A 16,471-nucleotide genomic window follows, 5' to 3' on the forward strand; every position below is an offset into this window, starting at 1 on the left:
GACGTCGCACGCGTCGCCCGGGTCGCCCGCCCCGGCGCGCATCGCCCGTCGAGGCGAGCGGATGCGTCGGCTCACGCCGAGCGTTCGCGGGCCTGCGCCATCCGAGCCAGGTCGACGCGGTTGGCCGCACCGGTCTTCCGCAGGAGGTTCGAGATGTGCGAGCTGACGGTCTTCTCGCTGATGGTGAGGAGCGCGGCGATCTCGGCGTAGGTGCGGCCGTCGACGATGTAGGGCAGCAGTTCGCGTTCGCGCCGGGTGAGCGCCGCGTCGCCGATGCGGTCGACCGCCTCGTCGTCGTCCGCCCAGCGGTCGTCGTGGAGGCGGACCCGCGACCACTGCGCGAGCGACTCGAGCTCCGCCGTGAGGGAATCGGCCTCCAGTCGCCTGGCGAGCGCGGCCCCGCGCCGGAGCAGCGCGACGGCGCGGTCGCGCCGACCGTCGTCGCTCGTCAGGTCGTGCTCGGCGCCGCGGCGGCACGCGTACGCCTCCTCCCACGCCAGTCGTGCCGACGCGCATTCCTCGACCGCAGCCGACCAGAGGTCCCCGGCCTCGGGCCGGTCGCGCGCCCGGGCGCGTTCGGCCGCGTACAGCGCATCGAGCGCGGCGAGGTCGGACGGGTACGAGATGCCGAGCGTGCGGGCGAGGACGTGCGGATGCCGGTCCTCGAAGGCGTCGAGGCGGTCGACGGCCTCGGCATCGGATCCGTGACGATCCCGGGCCCGCTGCGCGAGGTCGGCGAGCGCGCGCGCCGCGAGCGGAACGAGCCACTCGCACGAGTTGTCCCCGGGGTCGGTCGCCAGCACGCGCTCGAGCACCTCGAGCGCCGCCTCGGGGTCGCCCTCGGCGAAGTGCGCGAGGGCGCGGGAATGGGCCTGCGTGGAGACCGCGTACGACGGCACGTCGGGGAACTGCTCCTCGGCCCGCTGCAGGTACGCCTCGGCGTCGTCGGCCCGGCCCTGCTGGGCGGCCAGGATCGCCGACACGTTGGCCAGTCCCATCGCGATGTACACGGGTGGGTCATCGGATCGCACGTACCTGAGTGCGGCGCGCGCGTCGGTCACGTCGCCCACGGTGATCGCCGTCCGCGCCTCGGTGAGCGCGACCGTCGCGGTCACGAGGTACGGCGCGCCGGCGTCGCCCAGCCGTTCGCGAGCGCGACGCAGCGCTCGCAGGGCCGCCGGGTAGTCGGGCATGGCGTACGCCTCCCAGAAGGCGGCGAGCATCCCGGACCAGTAGTGCCCGTTCGGCAGCGCGACGTCGAGGGCCTGCGCGGCGAGGGCGCGGGCACGCTCGAGGTCGCGCGTGAGCGCCGCGAGCTGCCCGCTCACGGCCAGCGCGTCGGCGAGCACACCGGTGTCGCCGAGCCTCGTGGCGCGCTCGATCGCCTCGGCGACGTGCGCGACGCAACCGGGATCGGCCGTGAGGATCTCGGCGTGCGCGAGCTCCACGAGCGCCAGGGCGTACTCCGGGCCGTCCGGTGACGTGGCGGCGAGGCGCAGGGCCTCACGGGCGGGCTCGGGGTCGGCGAGGTCTCCGCCGATCCGGAACTGGAGGCGCTGGCGCTGCAGCATCAGCCCGGCCGCACGGAGCGGCTCGGCATCGGCGTCCACCTCGTCGAGGAGCCCGCCGAGCGCCTCGTACTCGTCCTCGGGCGCGCCGACGGACGCGGCGGCGGCGGCCCATTCCTCGAGGAGTCGGCGGCGGTCGTCGGGACGCGCTGCCCTGCCCGCGTCCGCCGAACGGAACGACGGGTCCCCCGTGATCCGGACGCTCCGCCGCAGGAGCCTCAGCCGCGTCAGCCGGTCGCCCGAATGCGCGAGGGCGTCGATCGCCCGCCGACTCGCCTCGAGGCATCCCGCGGGGTCGCCCGCGGCCGAGAGGTGGTCCGCCAGGTCGACGAGGAGTTCCGGCGAGTCCTCGCCGTGCGCGATGGCCATCGCGGTGCTCCGTGCGAGCGCGGCGTGCCGATCGCGGCGCTCGCGGTCGGGGACGGAGGCCACGAGGATCTCGGCCGTGAGGGGGTGGTGGAACCAGACGCGGCCCTCGTCGTCGGTGTCGAGCACCTGCACGGCGAGCGCGGGGCGCAGGTCGCGTTCGGCGTCGGCCCAGGTCGGGTCGACCTCCATGAGGGTGCGGACGCGGACGGGCTTGCCGTGCAGGGCGAGCATCGTGCAGAGCTCCTGCGTCTCGCGCGGGAGCTGCGACCAGGCCTGCAGCAGCGCCGCGCCGAGGTCGGCGGCGACGGTCGCCGGTGCGGTGGTCGCCGACGGCCGGACGCCCTCGAGCAGCAGTGTCGCGTGGTACGGGTTGCCGCGCGTCCGCGCGAGCACGTCGCTCACGAGCGCCTCGTGCGGCGGCGACCCGAGCACGTCCGCGACGAGTTCGCGCATGCCCGGTCGGTCGAGCGACTCGACCTCGATCGCCCGCGTCGACGGCAGCCGCATCAGGTCGGCCCGCCAGCGGTCGATCGGTCTGCCCGAGCCCGATCGCATCGTCCCGATGATGCCGAGGCGACGATCCTCCGGGCCGCCGGCGAGGAACATCAGTGCGTCGAGCGTGCTCGTGTCGGCCCAGTGCAGGTCGTCGATCGCGATGACGACCGGACCGCGCCGGAGGAGCCGGTCGACTGCGGCGTCGAGCGCGATGGGCGGCGGTCGATGCTCGGCGTCGGCGCGCTCGAGCTCGCCGGCCTGCTTGAGGAGCGCACGGACGGCGAGGTTCGGCACGCGGGTCGTGAGGGGGAGGTTCCTCGCGGTGAGGACGGTCGTCGGCGAGCCGAGTCCGCGGCGCGCGGCATCCATCAGCGCGGTCTTGCCGATCCCGGGTTCGCCGCGGAGGAGGACGGTGCGAGCGTCGCCGTCGACGACGGCGGCGAGCTCGTGCGAGAGCACGGCGAGTTCGCGCTCGCGACCGGCGAGGCGCGGCGATACGACCCCCATGCGGCACAGTCTGCCACGTATCTGAGGCTTGCTCACCGAAAATCGAGGAAGAACTCCGGATGTCGCGGACGGCCCGCGTTCGTCGGTGGACTCAGCCGAGCGCGCCGAGCGCCCCGCGCTCGAGCCCGAGCATGCCCTCGACCGCGCCGTGGATCATCGAGCCGCGTGCGCTCGCGTCGCCCCACCGCACGAGCGCCTGCGCGTTGAGACCGTCGATCATGCCCAGGAGCTGCCACGCGGCGGCGCCGGCATCGTCGGTCCGGAACCCGGCGTTCGCCACGCCGTCCTCGATGACGCCCTGCACGACGACCTGCCACGCGTCCATCTGCTCGCGGACGGATGCCGCGAGCGCCTCGTTGCGGCGGCCCATCGCCCACGCCTCGACCCAGACGACGGTCACGTCGTCGCGCGTGCCGTCGAGGAGCGTGTCGAGGAGGGCGCCGACCCGTTCGCGTGGCCCCGGTCGGGCGGCGAGGAACTCGGCGACCTCGTCGACCTCGGCGGCGACGATGGTCGCGAAGGTGTCGGCCACGAGCGCGTCCATGCTCGGCTGGTAGTGCGCGACGAGCGCCGGCGTGACGCCGGCGCGGGCGGCGATGGCGCGCAGCGTGACGGCCGTCAGACCCTGCTCGAGGGCGAGCAGGCGCGCCGCCTCGGCGATCTCGGCGGAGCGCTCGGCGGGGCTCTTGCGAGTCGCGCGGGTACGGACGGGTGTTGACATCGTCAGGCCAGTCTAGGTAATGTCCCACCTTATTGATCGCATGATCAATATATCGATCTGCTCGATCGAGCATCCCGCCGTCGAACGATGAGGTTCCGCACATGAGCATCCAGACCCCGGAGGAGATCCGCGCCGACGCCGCCGCGACGCCCTCCGCACCCGCCGCGGCCGCGGCATCCGCCCCCGCCCGCGCCAACCACGCGCCACACGACGCCCCGGCCGCCGACCGAGTCGGCCACGTCGAGCAGCACGGCACCGAGCACGTCCCCGCCTCCGAGCGCCACGGGCGCCCGTCGAGCCTCTTCTGGGTGTGGATGTCGGCGAACGTCGGCTACCTCTACTTCGTCGTCGGCGGCGTGCTCATGCTGCTCGGCCTGCCGCTCTGGGAGGCGCTCGCGATCACCGTCGTCGGCAACCTCTGGTGGGCGCTCGTCGGCTGGCTCGCCGTCAGCGGCCCGGTCTCGGGCTCGCCGAGCGTGTCGATCATGCGCGCCATGTTCGGCATCCGCGGCAACAAGGTCTTCGGCGCCGGCCTCGGCGTGCTCATCGGCCTCTTCTACGAGATCATCAACGTCGCGTTCGCCACGCTCGGCGCCATCGCGCTGCTCGCCCACTTCGGGATCGGGCTGCCGGCCGGAGGCGAGTGGATCGTGCTCGCCGTCATCGGCGTCCTGAGCTTCGTCATCGGCGTCTACGGACACGCGACGATCCTCGCGCTCGCCCCGTGGTTCTCGGCCGCGCTCGCCGTGGTGTTCGTGGTCCTCGCGGTGTTCGTGTTCGGCGCGGCCGACTGGACGTATGCTGTCGAGCCGCTGCCCGTCGCCGACCACTGGGCGCTCGTGATGCTCGGCCTCGCGATCGTCGCCTCGAGCCCGCTCTCGTGGGGCATCGGCGCCGACTACGCCCGCTACCTGCCGGCGGACGTCTCGAAGAAGGCCGTCGCCTGGTACACCGCCCTCGGCGGCTTCGTCCCGGCCGTGCTCATCGGTGCGCTCGGCGTCGTCGCCGGCACCGCGATCGACATGACCGACCCCGAGCTCACCATCGGCGAGATCGTGCCGGCGTGGTTCACGCCCCTCTTCCTCGGCATGATCGTGCTCTCGAGCATCACGAACAACGTGCTCGTCGCGTACTCGACCGGCTTCTACGCGCAGGCGCTCGCCGAGCGCATCTCGCGCGCTGCGACCACGATCGTCACCGGCATCGTCGCGACGGCCGCCGCCGGATGGGTCCTGTTCCTGTCGCCGAGCTTCCTCGACGCGCTGAGCGCCTCGCTCGAGCTCGCGGTCACGGTGTTCGGCCCGCTCGTGTCGATCTACGCGATCGACATCGTGCTGCGACGCAACCGCTACGACGGCGCCGCGCTCGACGACACACGCCGCGGCGGACCGTTCTGGTACCACGGCGGCGTGTTCCTGCCGGGCGTCGTCGCGATGGTGACGGCCATCACGATCGCCGTGCTCTCGGCGAACACCACCCTCTACGTCGGACCGATCTCGAACGCCCTCGGCGGCGCCGACCTGTCGGCCCTCGTCGGACCGGTGCTCGGCGCCGGCATCTACGCCCTGCTCTGGCTGACCACCGACCCGTACCGCGACCCCGCGAAGCGACCGGGCGCGGCGTCGGCCGCCCCTGCTGCCATCATCGAGACGGATGCCGCGGCATCCGCCCGCACGAACGGAGACCACGCATGAGCTGGCGCATGCCCGCCGAGACGGCCCGCCACGAGCGCACCTGGATGGCGTTCCCGCGCGAGGGGATCACCCTCGGCGAGGGCGACGCCCACCGCGAGGAGGGGTACGCGGCGTGGACCGCCGTCGCCCACGCGGTCGCCGAGTTCGAGCCCGTGACGATGGTCGTCGACCCGACCGAGCTCGATCGCGCGCGCCGCATGCTCGGCTCCCACGTCGAGATCGTCGAGGCCCCGCTCGACGAGTTCTGGATGCGCGACTTCGGCCCCACGTTCGTGGTCGACGACGAGCGGCCCGGCGTGCTGGGCGCGGTCGACTGGACCTTCAACGGCTGGGGCGCCCCCGCGTGGGCCGAGTGGAGGGTCTCGGCCGAGATCGCCCGGTTCGCGGCCGCGCAGGTCGGCGCCGAGCTCGTGAGCTCGGTGCTCGTGAACGAAGGCGGCGGCATCCACGTCGACGGCGAGGGCACGGTGCTGCTCACCGAGACCGTGCAGCTCGACCCGCGCCGGAACCCGTTCGCCGACCGCGCCCGGGTCGAGGCCGAGATGGCCCGCACGATCGGCGCCACGACGGCGATCTGGCTGCCGCGCGGCCTCACCCGCGACTACGACGACTTCGGCACGAACGGCCACGTCGACATCGTCGCGACGTTCACCTCGCCCGGCCGCGTGCTGCTCCACCACCAGGCCGACCCGGCGCACCCCGACCACGAGGTCACGCGCGAGCTGCGCGAGCTGCTCGAGGGCGAGACGGATGCCGCGGGGCGGCGCCTCGAGGTCGTGGACCTCCCCGCACCCGCGACCCTGCGGGACGACGAGGGCTTCGTCGACTGGAGCTACGTGAATCACCTCGTCGTGAACGACGGCGTCGTGGCCTGCGGCTTCGGCGAGCCCGAGGCCGACGAGCGTGCGGCGGCGATCCTCGCCGACGCGTACCCCGGCCGGACGGTCTCCACGGTCGACGCGCGCCCGATCTTCGCGCGCGGCGGCGGCATCCACTGCATCACCCAGCAGCAGCCCGCGCTGCCCGACGAGGAGGCGAACCGATGAGCGCCACCACCACCGACCCCCGCACCGGCATCGACGTCGTCGAGGCCTCGATCGCCGACCTGCGCGCCGCCCTCGTCGCCGGTCGCACCACGGCCGTCGAGCTCGTCGAGGCGTACCTCGCCCGCATCGACGCCTACGACGGGCCCGACACCGAGACGGCACTGAACGCCGTCGTGGTCCGCAACCCCGAGGCGCTCGACGAGGCCCGCGCCTCGGACGCGCGCCGCGCGAGCGGCGAGCTGCTCGGCCCGCTCGACGGCATCCCGTACACCGCGAAGGACTCCTACCTCGTGCGGGGGCTCACCGCGGCATCCGGCTCGCCCGCGTTCGCCGACCTCGTCGCGCAGCGGGACGCGTTCACGATCGAGCGCCTCCGCGGCTCCGGCGCGATCTGCCTCGGGCTGACGAACATGCCGCCCATGGCCAACGGCGGCATGCAGCGCGGCGTCTACGGCCGTGCCGAGAGCCCCTACAACGCGGAGTTCCTCACGGCCGCGTTCGGCTCGGGCTCGTCCAACGGGTCGGGCACCGCGACGGCGTCGTCGTTCGCGGCGTTCGGCCTCGGCGAGGAGACCTGGTCGTCGGGCCGCGCGCCCGCGTCGAACAACGCGCTGTGCGCGTACACGCCGTCGCGCGGAGTGATCTCGACCCGCGGCAACTGGCCGCTCGTGCCGACCATGGACGTCGTCGTGCCGCAGACGCGCACCATGGCCGACCTGTTCGAGGTGCTCGACGTGATCGTCGCCGACGACCCCGAGACGCGCGGCGACTTCTGGCGCGCGCAGCCGTGGATCGAGCTGCCCGCGGCATCCGCCGTGCGCCCGGCGTCGTACCCCGCGTTGGCGACGGATGCCGCCGGCGCGCCGGCCGCGCTCGCCGGGACGCGCATCGGCGTGCCGCGCATGTACGTCAACGCCGACCCCGACGCGGGCACGGCCGGGCCGGGGGAGACCGTCGGAATCGGCGGGGCGACCGGGCAGCGCATCGAGACGCGCGCTTCGGTGATCGAACTCTGGGAGGCGGCGCGCCGCGACCTCGAGGCGGCCGGTGCCGAGGTCGTGCTCGTCGACTTCCCCGTGGTGTCGAACTACGAGGGCGACCGCCCGGGCGCGCCCACGATCGCGACGCGCGGACTCGTCTCGCCGGAATACCTGAAGCGCGAGATCATCGACCTCTCGGCGTGGGGTTGGGAGGACTTCCTGCAGGCCAACGGCGACCCGGGGCTCTCGACGCTCGCCGACGTCGACGGGGCGCGGATCTTCCCGCACCCCAAGGGCGCGCTGCCCGATCGCTACACGGGCTTCGACGACGACATCGCCGAGTATCCCGGCTGGGTGCGCGCCCACCCCGGCGCGACGTGGGACGACATGCCCGAACTGGAGGACGGGCTGCGCGGCCTCGAGGAGACGCGCCGCGTCGACCTCGAGCAGTGGATGGACGAGCTCGGCCTCGACGCGGTCGCGTTCCCGGCCGTCGCCGACGTGGGCCCGTCGGACATGGACGTGGACCCGGCCTCGGCCGACCTCGGCTGGCGCAACGGCGTCTGGGTCGCGAACGGCAACCTCGTGCCCCGGCACCTGGGCATCCCGACCGTGACGGTGCCGATGGGCCTCATGGGCGACATCCGGATGCCGGTGGGCCTCACGTTCGCCGGCCGTGCCTACGACGACACGGCCCTGTTGGCCCTCGCCGCCGCCTTCGAGGCGCTCGCGCCCCGCCGCACCGCGCCGCCCCGGACCCCGCGCCTCGGCTGAGCCGGCCCGGCACCCGGTCACGGTGACCGGGTGACCGGTGCCTCAGAGGGGGCGCGAGTGCTCGAGTGACCACCGGAGGCCGTCCTTGTCGAAGAGTCGGAGCATCGCCGTCGAGATCACCTCGACGCGGACACCGAGAAGACGGGACGCAACACGCGAGAGGTCCCAGGCGGCCTGCCCGCCGTCGACGAGGTCGGTCTCCGCGAGGAGGACGAGTTCCGCCTCGCCCGCCTCCGCGGCCCCGGTGTCGAGGATCCGGATGTCGCCGGCTCCCCGCTCGGCGAACGTGCGCGTGAGCTCCCTCCGCCGGAGCGCGAGCCGCTCGAGCGGCGTGAGGTGGAGGATCGTCGGGCGCGCGTCGCGACCGCGGCGCGTCCCGTGTCGGCCGGGCTCGTGGTCGGTCTCGCTTCGGTTCTCCGCCGCCTCGGGGTAGCGATCGCGCCGTTCGGCGTAGTCGGCGACGGCGGTCGCCACGACGGCCTTCTTCGTGGTCCGCAGGAAGTACGCGAGCTCGGAGACCGTCCGATCGGTCGTGGCGTCGACCTTGATGGGCTTCTCCGTCATCGTCCCTCCCTGCACGCACGTCATGGGGTCGCTGTCGCTGTTCGTCGTCGTCGTCGTTGTCGCGGTTGCCGTCGTTGTCGGCGTCCCCGTCGCTGTCGTGGTCTCACCACCGGTCGGCACGCCCTTCACCATCCCCGCCGCCGTGCCATCGCAACCCGACCGGGGCCATCACCTCCGCCGAAATCGGTACCGAAGTACCGCAACACCGGGTACCGGAGTACCGCAACACCGGGTACCGGAGTACCGCCGAATCCGCGGACAACCCCAAGCGTCGGCGCAGATCAGCGGCGCGCGGGAGGCCGCTTCGAAACCGTGGAGAACGGCCCGCCCGGTGGTGGGGTGGAGGACGGCCGCGTCGGAACGCCCAGGTCGCGTCGGAAAGCTCAGGTCGCGTCGGAACGCTCAGCGGACGTCGAAGGTGCGCTCGTGGTGGCCCGTCGCGCCGTCGGGGGCGACCGGGGCGCGCTCGGCGGTCTGGACCTCGCCGTCGGCGGAGGTCGCACGCACGCGGATCGTGTGGCGGCCGGGAGCGGCATCCCACTCGTACCGCCACTGCACCCACGTGTCGGCCGAGATCGCCGTCGCGAGGGTCGCGGGCTGCCATGCGCCGTCGTCGACCTGGACCTCGACCGCTGAGACGCCCGTGTGCTGGTGCCAGGCGACGCCGGCGACGACGACGGGCCCGGCGGCGACGGACTGGCCCACGCGGGGCACGTCGATGCGCGATGACAGCTTGATGGGGCCGCGCTCGCTCCAACCACGGTCCGACCAGTACGCGCGATCGCGGTCGAACCGCGTGACCTCGAGATCCGTCACCCACTTCGTCGCCGAGACGTAGCCGTACAGGCCCGGGACGACCATCCGCACCGGGAAGCCGTGCTCGACGGGCAGCGGCGTGCCGTTCATGCCGACCGCGAGGACCGCCTCGCGGCCCGGGTCGGTGAGCACTTCGAGCGGCGTCGACGCCGTGAAGCCGTCGATGCTCCGCGAGAGCACCATGTCGGCGTCGGCGTTCGGCACGGCGCGTGCGAGCAGCTCACGGATCGGGTAGCCGAGCCACACGGCGGTGCCGATGAGCTCGCCGCCGACCTCGTTCGACACGCACGCGAGCGTCGTCACGCTCTCCCCGAGCGGCAGGGCGAGAAGCTCGTCCCACGTCAGCTCGACCTCCCGGTCCACGAGGCCGTGGATCCGCAGCCGCCACTCCACCGGGTCGACCTGCGGCACGTTCAACGCGGTGTCGATGCGGTAGAACTCGCCGTTGGGCGTGATCACGGGGGCGAGTCCGTCGATGCCGAGCTCGGCGGAGGCCGGGACCGATGCCCTCGTCGTCGCCGAGGGAAGCCGGAGCGCCTCGCGGACCGTGCTCACCGCGCGCGAGCCGGCCGACAGCGTGGTCGACGCGATCGCGGCGAGGACGCCGACCGCCGCCGTTCCGCCCGCCCACGCCAGGAAGCGGCGCCGATCGAGGCCGTCGACCCGCGCATCGCCCGCATCCGGCGCCCCGGGGTCGGCCGCCGCCGCGCCCGATCCCGGCGAGGCGCCGACCGCCGCCACGGGGTGTGCCGCGGGCAGCCGGGTGAGCAACATCGACAGCGCACCCATCGCCGCGAGCGCGCCGATGGCCGCCGGCAGGATCGCGAGGAGCGACGCGTTCGCCCGCGTCGCCGCGGCGAGGGCCCCGAACACGCCGAGGAGCGCGAAGACGCCGCGCCCCCAGCGGGGGTGCCGCGCCTCCAGCACGCCGGCCGCGGCGCCGACGCCGACCAGCACCACGCCCACGCCGATCAGCAGCGCGGCCTTGTCCGCGGTGCCGAACAGGGCGATCGCGGCATCCTTCGCCCACGGTGGGGCGAGGTCGATGAGCAGGCCGCCGATCGACGCGAACGGCGAGGCGGTCGAGGCGATGATCGCCGCCGTGAGTTCCCCGGCCCCGGCGCCGAACGTCGCGGCCGCGACGCCCGCCAGCGCGGGACGCAGCCGTCCGAGTGGCTCGCGGTCGGTCGGCATGCCCTCAGGCTACGTCGGTCTCAGGGGCGCGGGACCTGTGCCCCGGCACCTGTAAGCGGTTCGTAATGGCGACCGATCACCGTGCGGGACGCAAGGCCCTGCACACGTCGCGCCATCGCGCATAGCGTGGAGCGGACGACGGCCCCCGGGGCCGTCGCACGCATCCAATCCCCACGTGAGGAGCACACCATGGCCACCTACGACGTCTCCGACCGTTCGGCGATCGTGACGGGAGCCGGCAGCGGCATCGGCCGGTCGGTCGCCCTCCTGCTCGCCGCGAACGGCGCCGCCGTGATCGTCAACGACCTCGACGCCGACCATGCCGCGGGGGTGGTCGAGGAGATCCGTTCCGCGGGCGGCACCGCCGAGGCATCCGTGGGCGACGTCACCGACCCCGCGTGGGTCGCGTCATCCGTCGAGGCGGCCGGCAGGCTCGCCCCGCTGCGGCTCGCCGTGAACAATGCCGGCATCGGCGGCGCGAGCGCCCTGATCGGCGACTACCCGGTCGACAGCTGGGACACCGTGATCTCCGTCAACCTCAGCTCGATCTTCCACAACATGCGCGCGCAGTTGCCCGCGATCGCCGGCAACGGGGGCGGCGCGATCGTCAACGTCGCGTCGATCCTCGGCTCGGTGGGGTTCGCGAGCGCGTCGGCCTACGTCAGCGCCAAGCACGGACTGGTCGGGCTGACCAAGAACGCGGCGATCGAGTACGCCGACCAGGGCGTGCGCGTGAACTCGGTCGGCCCCGGCTTCATCAAGACGCCCCTGATCGACGCGAACCTCGACGAGGCGACGCAGCAGTTCCTCGTCGGCAAGCACCCGATCGGCCGGCTCGGCGAACCCGAGGAGGTCGCCGCGCTCGTCGCGTTCCTCGCGAGCGACGCCGCGAGCTTCATCACGGGCAGCTACCACCTCGTCGACGGCGGCTACACCGCGGTGTGACGCGCCGACCCGCCGCCCGCTACAGCCAGGGCGCCAGCGGGACCAGCTGATCGGTGAGGTACGTGAACGACTGCGTCACCGCGCTCATGACCCAGCCGAACAGGATGACGGCGGCGGTCACGATCCACGCGATCGTCTGCTCCTGCCGGGTGCCGAGCACGCGCCGGCCGTCGCCGTCCCTCGCGCTGTTGGCGAGCGTCAGCACGAGGTCGACGAGCCACCAGATGCCGAAGCCGCCGACGGTGAGGAGCTTCAGGATGCCCGTGCCGACCTTGCCGAGGTAGAAGCGGTCGACGCCGAACACGCCGAGCAGCCACGCGAAGAGCCAGGTGACGACGAACGAGCGGTCCGAGGTCGCGTCCTGCGCCGCCCGCGCGACCTGAGGGTTCTGGCCGGACGCCGGGCCCGGCGGGTAGGCGGTCATGACGATTCCCCCTTCGTCACCGTCCACGATGCCGTCGGGGAGCGGCGCGCTGCGAGGCCCTAGGTCCCGCGACCGACTCAGGCGTGCTGCTCGACGAACCCGGCCACGCGCGGCGCGAGCCCGGCCCCGATCTCGACGGCGCTGCGCTTCGCGCCCTTCACCTCGAACGAGTGGTTCGCGCCCTCGATCCAGTCGAGCACCGCCGAGGGGGCGAGGCCCGCGACGAGCGCGTCGAGCTGCTCGTTCGGGATCGCGAACGGGTCGTTGCGCCCCTGCAGGAACAGCATCGGCACGCCGGTGAGCTCCCCGAAGTGCTCGTCGCGCGACTTCTCGGGTCGACCGGGCGGGTGCAGCGGGTAGCCGAGGAAGACCAGCCCCGCGGCATCCATGCCCTCGGCCACGGCCATCGACGCCATGCGCCCGCCGAACGACTTGCCCGACGCCCAGACCGGTTCGCCGTCGGCCGCCTCGGCGCGGGCGGCGGCCATGACCGCCCGCCAGGTGGCGATCGCGACCGGCGGGCGATCCGGGAAGCGGCGACCCGCCGCGCGGTACGGGAAGTCGAAGCGCAGCGTCGCCACGCCGAGGTCGCCGAGCGCCCGACAGAACCCAGTGATGAACGGATGCCCCATGCCGGCGCCGGCACCGTGTGCGACGACGACGATGGCGGTCGCGCCGTCCGGCCGCCGGAGGACGGCGGGCACCTCGCCGATGCCGTCACCCACGTCGATCGAGAGGGTTCGTTCGTCGTCGCTCATGCGTCCATCGTGCACGAGAGGCGGGCCGGGACGACCCGAAACGTCCCGGCCCGCGCGCTGCGCCCCCGCGCAGCATCCGTGTCACCTCGTCCCGGGGGTCCCCACCCGCCGGTCGTCGCCCGTGGAGCGCATGGCCCCGATCCGGACGACGAGGGTGACCACGATGACGACCGCAGCCGCGATCACGGCGGCGATGCCCGTCGCCGCCGACGCCGGCTCGTCCGTGAGGCGTCCCACCGCGACCCACGCGAGCCCCCAGGCGAGCGACAGCGCCGGAGCGATCCGGCCACGGCCCCACCAGGCCAGGGCGACGCCCACCGCGGCGGCCGCCGCGAGCACGATGATGGCCCATGCCTCGGCGGGAAGGCCCCACCCCTCGAACCCGGCGGCCTGCAGCACCGCCGTCGCGTTCGCGGCCGTCGCGACGATCACCCAGCCGAGGTACAGGCCGATGGAGCCGTCGGTGACGACCGCATCGACGACGCCGCTCGGCGGCATCCGTCGCAGCTGCACGAAGAGCCACGCGAGCACCGCGAGCAGGATGACGATGACCGGCAGGCTCGCCCACAGCAGGTCGAGCTGCACGACGCCGATCCAGACGGCGTTCAGGACGAGCGATGCGGCGACGGCGTAGCCGATGCGACGGTGCCGGGCGCTCGTCCGCAGGGCCGGGAGCACCTGGAAGATCGCGTACGCGAGCATGCCGGTGTAGATCACGCTCCAGATGCCGAAGGCAGGCCGTGCCGGGGCGATGAGCGTCGAGTCGGCGTCGAGCCACCCGCCCGCCGCGTCCTGGATCGGCGTCCCGCCCGCGGCGCCCGATCCGACGAACGCGGCCACGATCGCGAGCAGCGAGGTGGCGAGCACGACGACCTGGCGCACCGTGTCGGCGGCGGTGCCGCGCGCGGCGGACGGTCGTCGCCGGTCGCGGGTCGCTTCGGTCGATGTCACGGTCGCCTCCCTTCTCGCGCGCCCAGCGTACGAAGCGGTGCCGACCGCGGCGTCAACCGTTCGATTGAATCCGGCGGCCCGCGTCGGCGGCCGGTCCGCCCGTGCGTCCGCCGGTGAGTCCGGCGATCCCGCCCGACCCCGACGTCGTGCTCGCGCGCGCGATGATCGTCGACGCGAACAGGCGCCGGAGGCCCGCGACCCCGCTCCGGTTCCACGCGGCCAGCTGCCGGCTCGCGCCCGTTCCGTCGCGCAGCAGGCGGCCGACGAGCTGATGCACCAGCTCGCGGTCGCCGGCGCGTTCGAGCGGCTCGGCGAGGTGCCGTTCGAGCCGGCGCACGAGGTCGTGGGCCGGGGCGAGACGGCCGCTCGCCGGGTCGAACGCGCCTCCCGACAGGCCGGCGTGGGCCGCGTGCAGCGTCGCCGCGCTGAGGAGTTCCGACGGCAGGTCGGGATTTGGGTCGTCGACCGACCGCAGTGGGCGGATGGCGGCGGGGTCCGCGCCGAAGCGGTCGTGCTCGTCGACCGCGCGCACGACGAGGGCCCGGCACAGCGCCGCGACGAGCAGCGTGTCGTCGGCGGTGAGCTGCGCGTCGGCCATCCGGAACTCGATGGTGGGCAGGTGCTCGGAGAGCCGCACGTTCCAGGCGATGAGGGCGAGTTCGACGAGCCCGCCGAGCCCGAGCATGTCGCGGACGCGGCGGTCGTAGTCCGCGGCGTCGGCGAACCGCGGCGGGCAGCCCGCGGTCGTCCATCGCCGCAGCTGGACGGTGCGCCAGCTCTCGTAGCCCGTCACGTTCCCGCGCCAGAGGGGTGAGTTCCCGGTCATCGCCGTGAGCAGCGGCAGCCACGGGCGCACCGCGTTGAGCGCTGCGATGCCGTGCTCGCGGCTCGGGATGCCGACGTGCACGTGCAACCCGCTCATCTGGTGGTCGGCGATGATGCCGGCCATGTCGCGCACGACACGGTGGTAGCGCTCGGTGTCGGTGATCGACGGGAAGCGGTGCGCGTCGGGCGGCGTGCCGACGCTCGCGACGCACACCGCGTGACGGCCGGCGTCGGCGTTCACCTCGCGCCGGAACGCGAGCAGCCGGTCGGCGGCATCCGCGAGGTCCTCGAGCACCGGCGTCGCGAACTCGACCTGCGACGCGAGGAACTCCGGATGTGCGAACTCGCCCCAGCGCGGGTCGGCGGCGAGGCGACGGTGGACGTCCGCCGCGACATCCGCGGGGAGCATCGTCTCAGGGTCGAGGAAGAAGAACTCCTCCTCGATGCCGAACGTCGTCATCGTCGCTCCCGTCCGGGGCGCACGCCGTTCGGGTCGATTCCATGCGCCTCATGTTCGCAGCGTGCGTCGCCGGCGAGGCGGTGTCAAGGGCTATCGGCACGTGGCCGACGTGTGCGTGTCGGACGCGCGCGGGCGGGGATTCGGGCGCCGGCGAGAACAGCGTCAGTCGGATCGTGTCGCCTCGAAGACCTCCACCGGTTCGGTCAGGCCCTTGAGCTCGAGCGGGCCGACCGGGCGGAACGACAGGCCGGGGTCGTCGTTCAGTTCCACGACAGCGGCGGTGACCAGGGTCTGCCCCGCCGACGCGGCGCCGGAGATCCGCGAGGCGAGGTTCACGGCCCGGCCGAAGTAGTCGCCGTCCTGCATCACGACGGGTCCGGCCGCGATGCCCGCGTGTGCGGGCAGGCCGATCGTCGGTGCCGCCCCGACCATCTCGAGCGTGGCGCGCACCGCTCCGCCCGGCTGCCGGAAGTGCACCATGACGCCGTCGCCCAGCCACTTCACCGGGGTTCCGGCGTGGTCGGCGACGATGCGCTCGACCATCGCGCTCAGCTCCCTGGCGAGCCGCGCCCCGGTCGCGTCGCCCTCCGCGGCGGTGATCCCCGTGTAGCCCGCGAGGTCGATGAAGACGAACGCCGGCGGTCGTGCGGGTCCGACCCGGGCGCCGGATGCCTCGATCGCACGCTCGATGCCCTCGACGTTCCCCTCGGTCCACCCGCGCTCCTGCTGTCGGCGATACAGGGTGAGGACCATCTGCTCCATGAGCGGGGTCAGGTCCGTGCCGCGCGCGGCCGCCTGGGCGAGCGCCGCGCCGTAGTCCAGCCCCGACCGCACGAGGCCGCCGACGATGTGGGTCTGGAACAGCTCGCTCTCGGCGTCGGCGACACGTCGGAGCCCGTCGACGTAGACCCGTCCGATCCGGACCAGCGCGTCGAGCTCGGCCAGCGTCGCGACCATGCCGATCAGCCGGAAGATCGACTCGTCGTCCTCCCGCGCCGGATCCTCGGGCGCGAGGTGCCGGTTGACGAGGGCGGCACTCGTCTCGCGGATCACCTCGAACGGGATCCCGAGTCGAGCGGCCAACTCGCCGGACGTCTCGGATCCGTACTCCGACCAGCGGAACTGCGGGGCGTCCATGAACGCGAGCGACAGCCGGCCGCTCGACACGGCCTCGCCGATCGCCTCGGCGTCGATACCGGCGCGGTCGCACGCCTCGACGAGGCGCACCCGCTGCACGTCGCCTCGGCTGAAGGTGCCGTCTGCGGCGGGCGCCACCACGCCGAGCTGCAGGAGCCGATCGACGAAGTCGAGTCCGACCCCTGAGCGCCCGGCGACCTCGTCCCGCGTGTACCGACCGACCGATCCGCCCACGTTGGCGAG

At 73.6% G+C, this 16,471-nt stretch carries 13 protein-coding genes; 4 read left to right on the forward strand and 9 right to left on the reverse strand.

Annotated features, from left to right (window positions below; genetic code table 11):
* Positions 1 to 71: 71 nt before the first annotated feature.
* On the reverse strand, positions 72 to 2,939 hold the full coding sequence (locus tag ABME02_RS08120) for a helix-turn-helix transcriptional regulator (protein WP_353814773.1): 2,868 nt from the start codon (positions 2,937 to 2,939) through the stop codon (positions 72 to 74).
* Positions 2,940 to 3,030: 91 nt separating this feature from the next.
* The gene (locus ABME02_RS08125; RefSeq protein ID WP_353814774.1) at positions 3,031 to 3,660 is read right to left on the reverse strand and encodes a TetR/AcrR family transcriptional regulator; all 630 of its coding nucleotides are present in this window, start codon (positions 3,658 to 3,660) and stop codon (positions 3,031 to 3,033) included.
* Positions 3,661 to 3,761: 101 nt separating this feature from the next.
* Between ABME02_RS08125 and ABME02_RS08130 the strand changes: the two genes are divergently transcribed.
* From ABME02_RS08130 to ABME02_RS08140, 3 genes are read left to right on the forward strand one after another with little or no spacing between them, the layout of a single operon-like run.
* Positions 3,762 to 5,354, forward strand: a complete 1,593-nt coding sequence (locus ABME02_RS08130; protein WP_353814775.1) for a purine-cytosine permease family protein — start codon at positions 3,762 to 3,764, stop codon at positions 5,352 to 5,354.
* Positions 5,351 to 6,400 (forward strand): agmatine deiminase family protein, encoded by a 1,050-nt coding sequence (locus ABME02_RS08135; protein ID WP_353814776.1) that lies wholly within the window; start codon positions 5,351 to 5,353, stop codon positions 6,398 to 6,400. The genes ABME02_RS08130 and ABME02_RS08135 overlap by 4 nt, the downstream gene beginning before the upstream one ends.
* On the forward strand, positions 6,397 to 8,154 hold the full coding sequence (locus ABME02_RS08140; protein WP_353814777.1) for an amidase: 1,758 nt from the start codon (positions 6,397 to 6,399) through the stop codon (positions 8,152 to 8,154). Before ABME02_RS08135 ends, ABME02_RS08140 begins: the two co-directional genes overlap by 4 nt.
* Positions 8,155 to 8,196: 42 nt before the next feature.
* Here ABME02_RS08140 and ABME02_RS08145 read toward each other — a convergent pair whose 3' ends face one another.
* Together ABME02_RS08145 and ABME02_RS08150 are read right to left on the reverse strand one after the other, a co-directional pair.
* The gene (locus ABME02_RS08145; protein WP_353814778.1) at positions 8,197 to 8,718 is read right to left on the reverse strand and encodes a hypothetical protein; all 522 of its coding nucleotides are present in this window, start codon (positions 8,716 to 8,718) and stop codon (positions 8,197 to 8,199) included.
* 402 nt (positions 8,719 to 9,120) lie between these two features.
* A complete protein-coding gene (locus ABME02_RS08150; protein WP_353814779.1) occupies positions 9,121 to 10,728 on the reverse strand; it encodes a molybdopterin-dependent oxidoreductase in 1,608 nt (535 codons plus the stop codon).
* 189 nt (positions 10,729 to 10,917) lie between these two features.
* On the opposite strand from ABME02_RS08150, the gene ABME02_RS08155 reads away from it, so the two are divergent.
* Positions 10,918 to 11,673 (forward strand): SDR family NAD(P)-dependent oxidoreductase, encoded by a 756-nt coding sequence (locus ABME02_RS08155; protein ID WP_353814780.1) that lies wholly within the window; start codon positions 10,918 to 10,920, stop codon positions 11,671 to 11,673.
* A 19-nt stretch (positions 11,674 to 11,692) separates the two neighbouring features.
* Here ABME02_RS08155 and ABME02_RS08160 read toward each other — a convergent pair whose 3' ends face one another.
* The 5 genes from ABME02_RS08160 to ABME02_RS08180 all read right to left on the reverse strand — a co-directional run bounded on the left by ABME02_RS08160 (position 11,693) and on the right by ABME02_RS08180 (position 16,462).
* Positions 11,693 to 12,097 (reverse strand): TM2 domain-containing protein, encoded by a 405-nt coding sequence (locus ABME02_RS08160; protein WP_353814781.1) that lies wholly within the window; start codon positions 12,095 to 12,097, stop codon positions 11,693 to 11,695.
* A 77-nt stretch (positions 12,098 to 12,174) separates the two neighbouring features.
* Entirely contained in the window at positions 12,175 to 12,855 is a 681-nt protein-coding gene (locus ABME02_RS08165) for an alpha/beta hydrolase family protein (RefSeq protein WP_353814782.1), read from the reverse strand.
* An 81-nt stretch (positions 12,856 to 12,936) separates the two neighbouring features.
* A complete protein-coding gene (locus ABME02_RS08170; RefSeq protein ID WP_353814783.1) occupies positions 12,937 to 13,806 on the reverse strand; it encodes a TspO/MBR family protein in 870 nt (289 codons plus the stop codon).
* 52 nt (positions 13,807 to 13,858) lie between these two features.
* Positions 13,859 to 15,091 (reverse strand): carboxylate-amine ligase, encoded by a 1,233-nt coding sequence (locus ABME02_RS08175; protein WP_353814784.1) that lies wholly within the window; start codon positions 15,089 to 15,091, stop codon positions 13,859 to 13,861.
* A 162-nt stretch (positions 15,092 to 15,253) separates the two neighbouring features.
* On the reverse strand, positions 15,254 to 16,462 hold the full coding sequence (locus ABME02_RS08180; RefSeq protein WP_353814785.1) for an adenylate/guanylate cyclase domain-containing protein: 1,209 nt from the start codon (positions 16,460 to 16,462) through the stop codon (positions 15,254 to 15,256).
* Positions 16,463 to 16,471: the final 9 nt, after the last annotated feature.

Source organism: Agromyces zhanjiangensis, assembly GCF_040496055.1.
Taxonomy (GTDB): Bacteria; Actinomycetota; Actinomycetes; order Actinomycetales; family Microbacteriaceae; genus Agromyces; species Agromyces zhanjiangensis.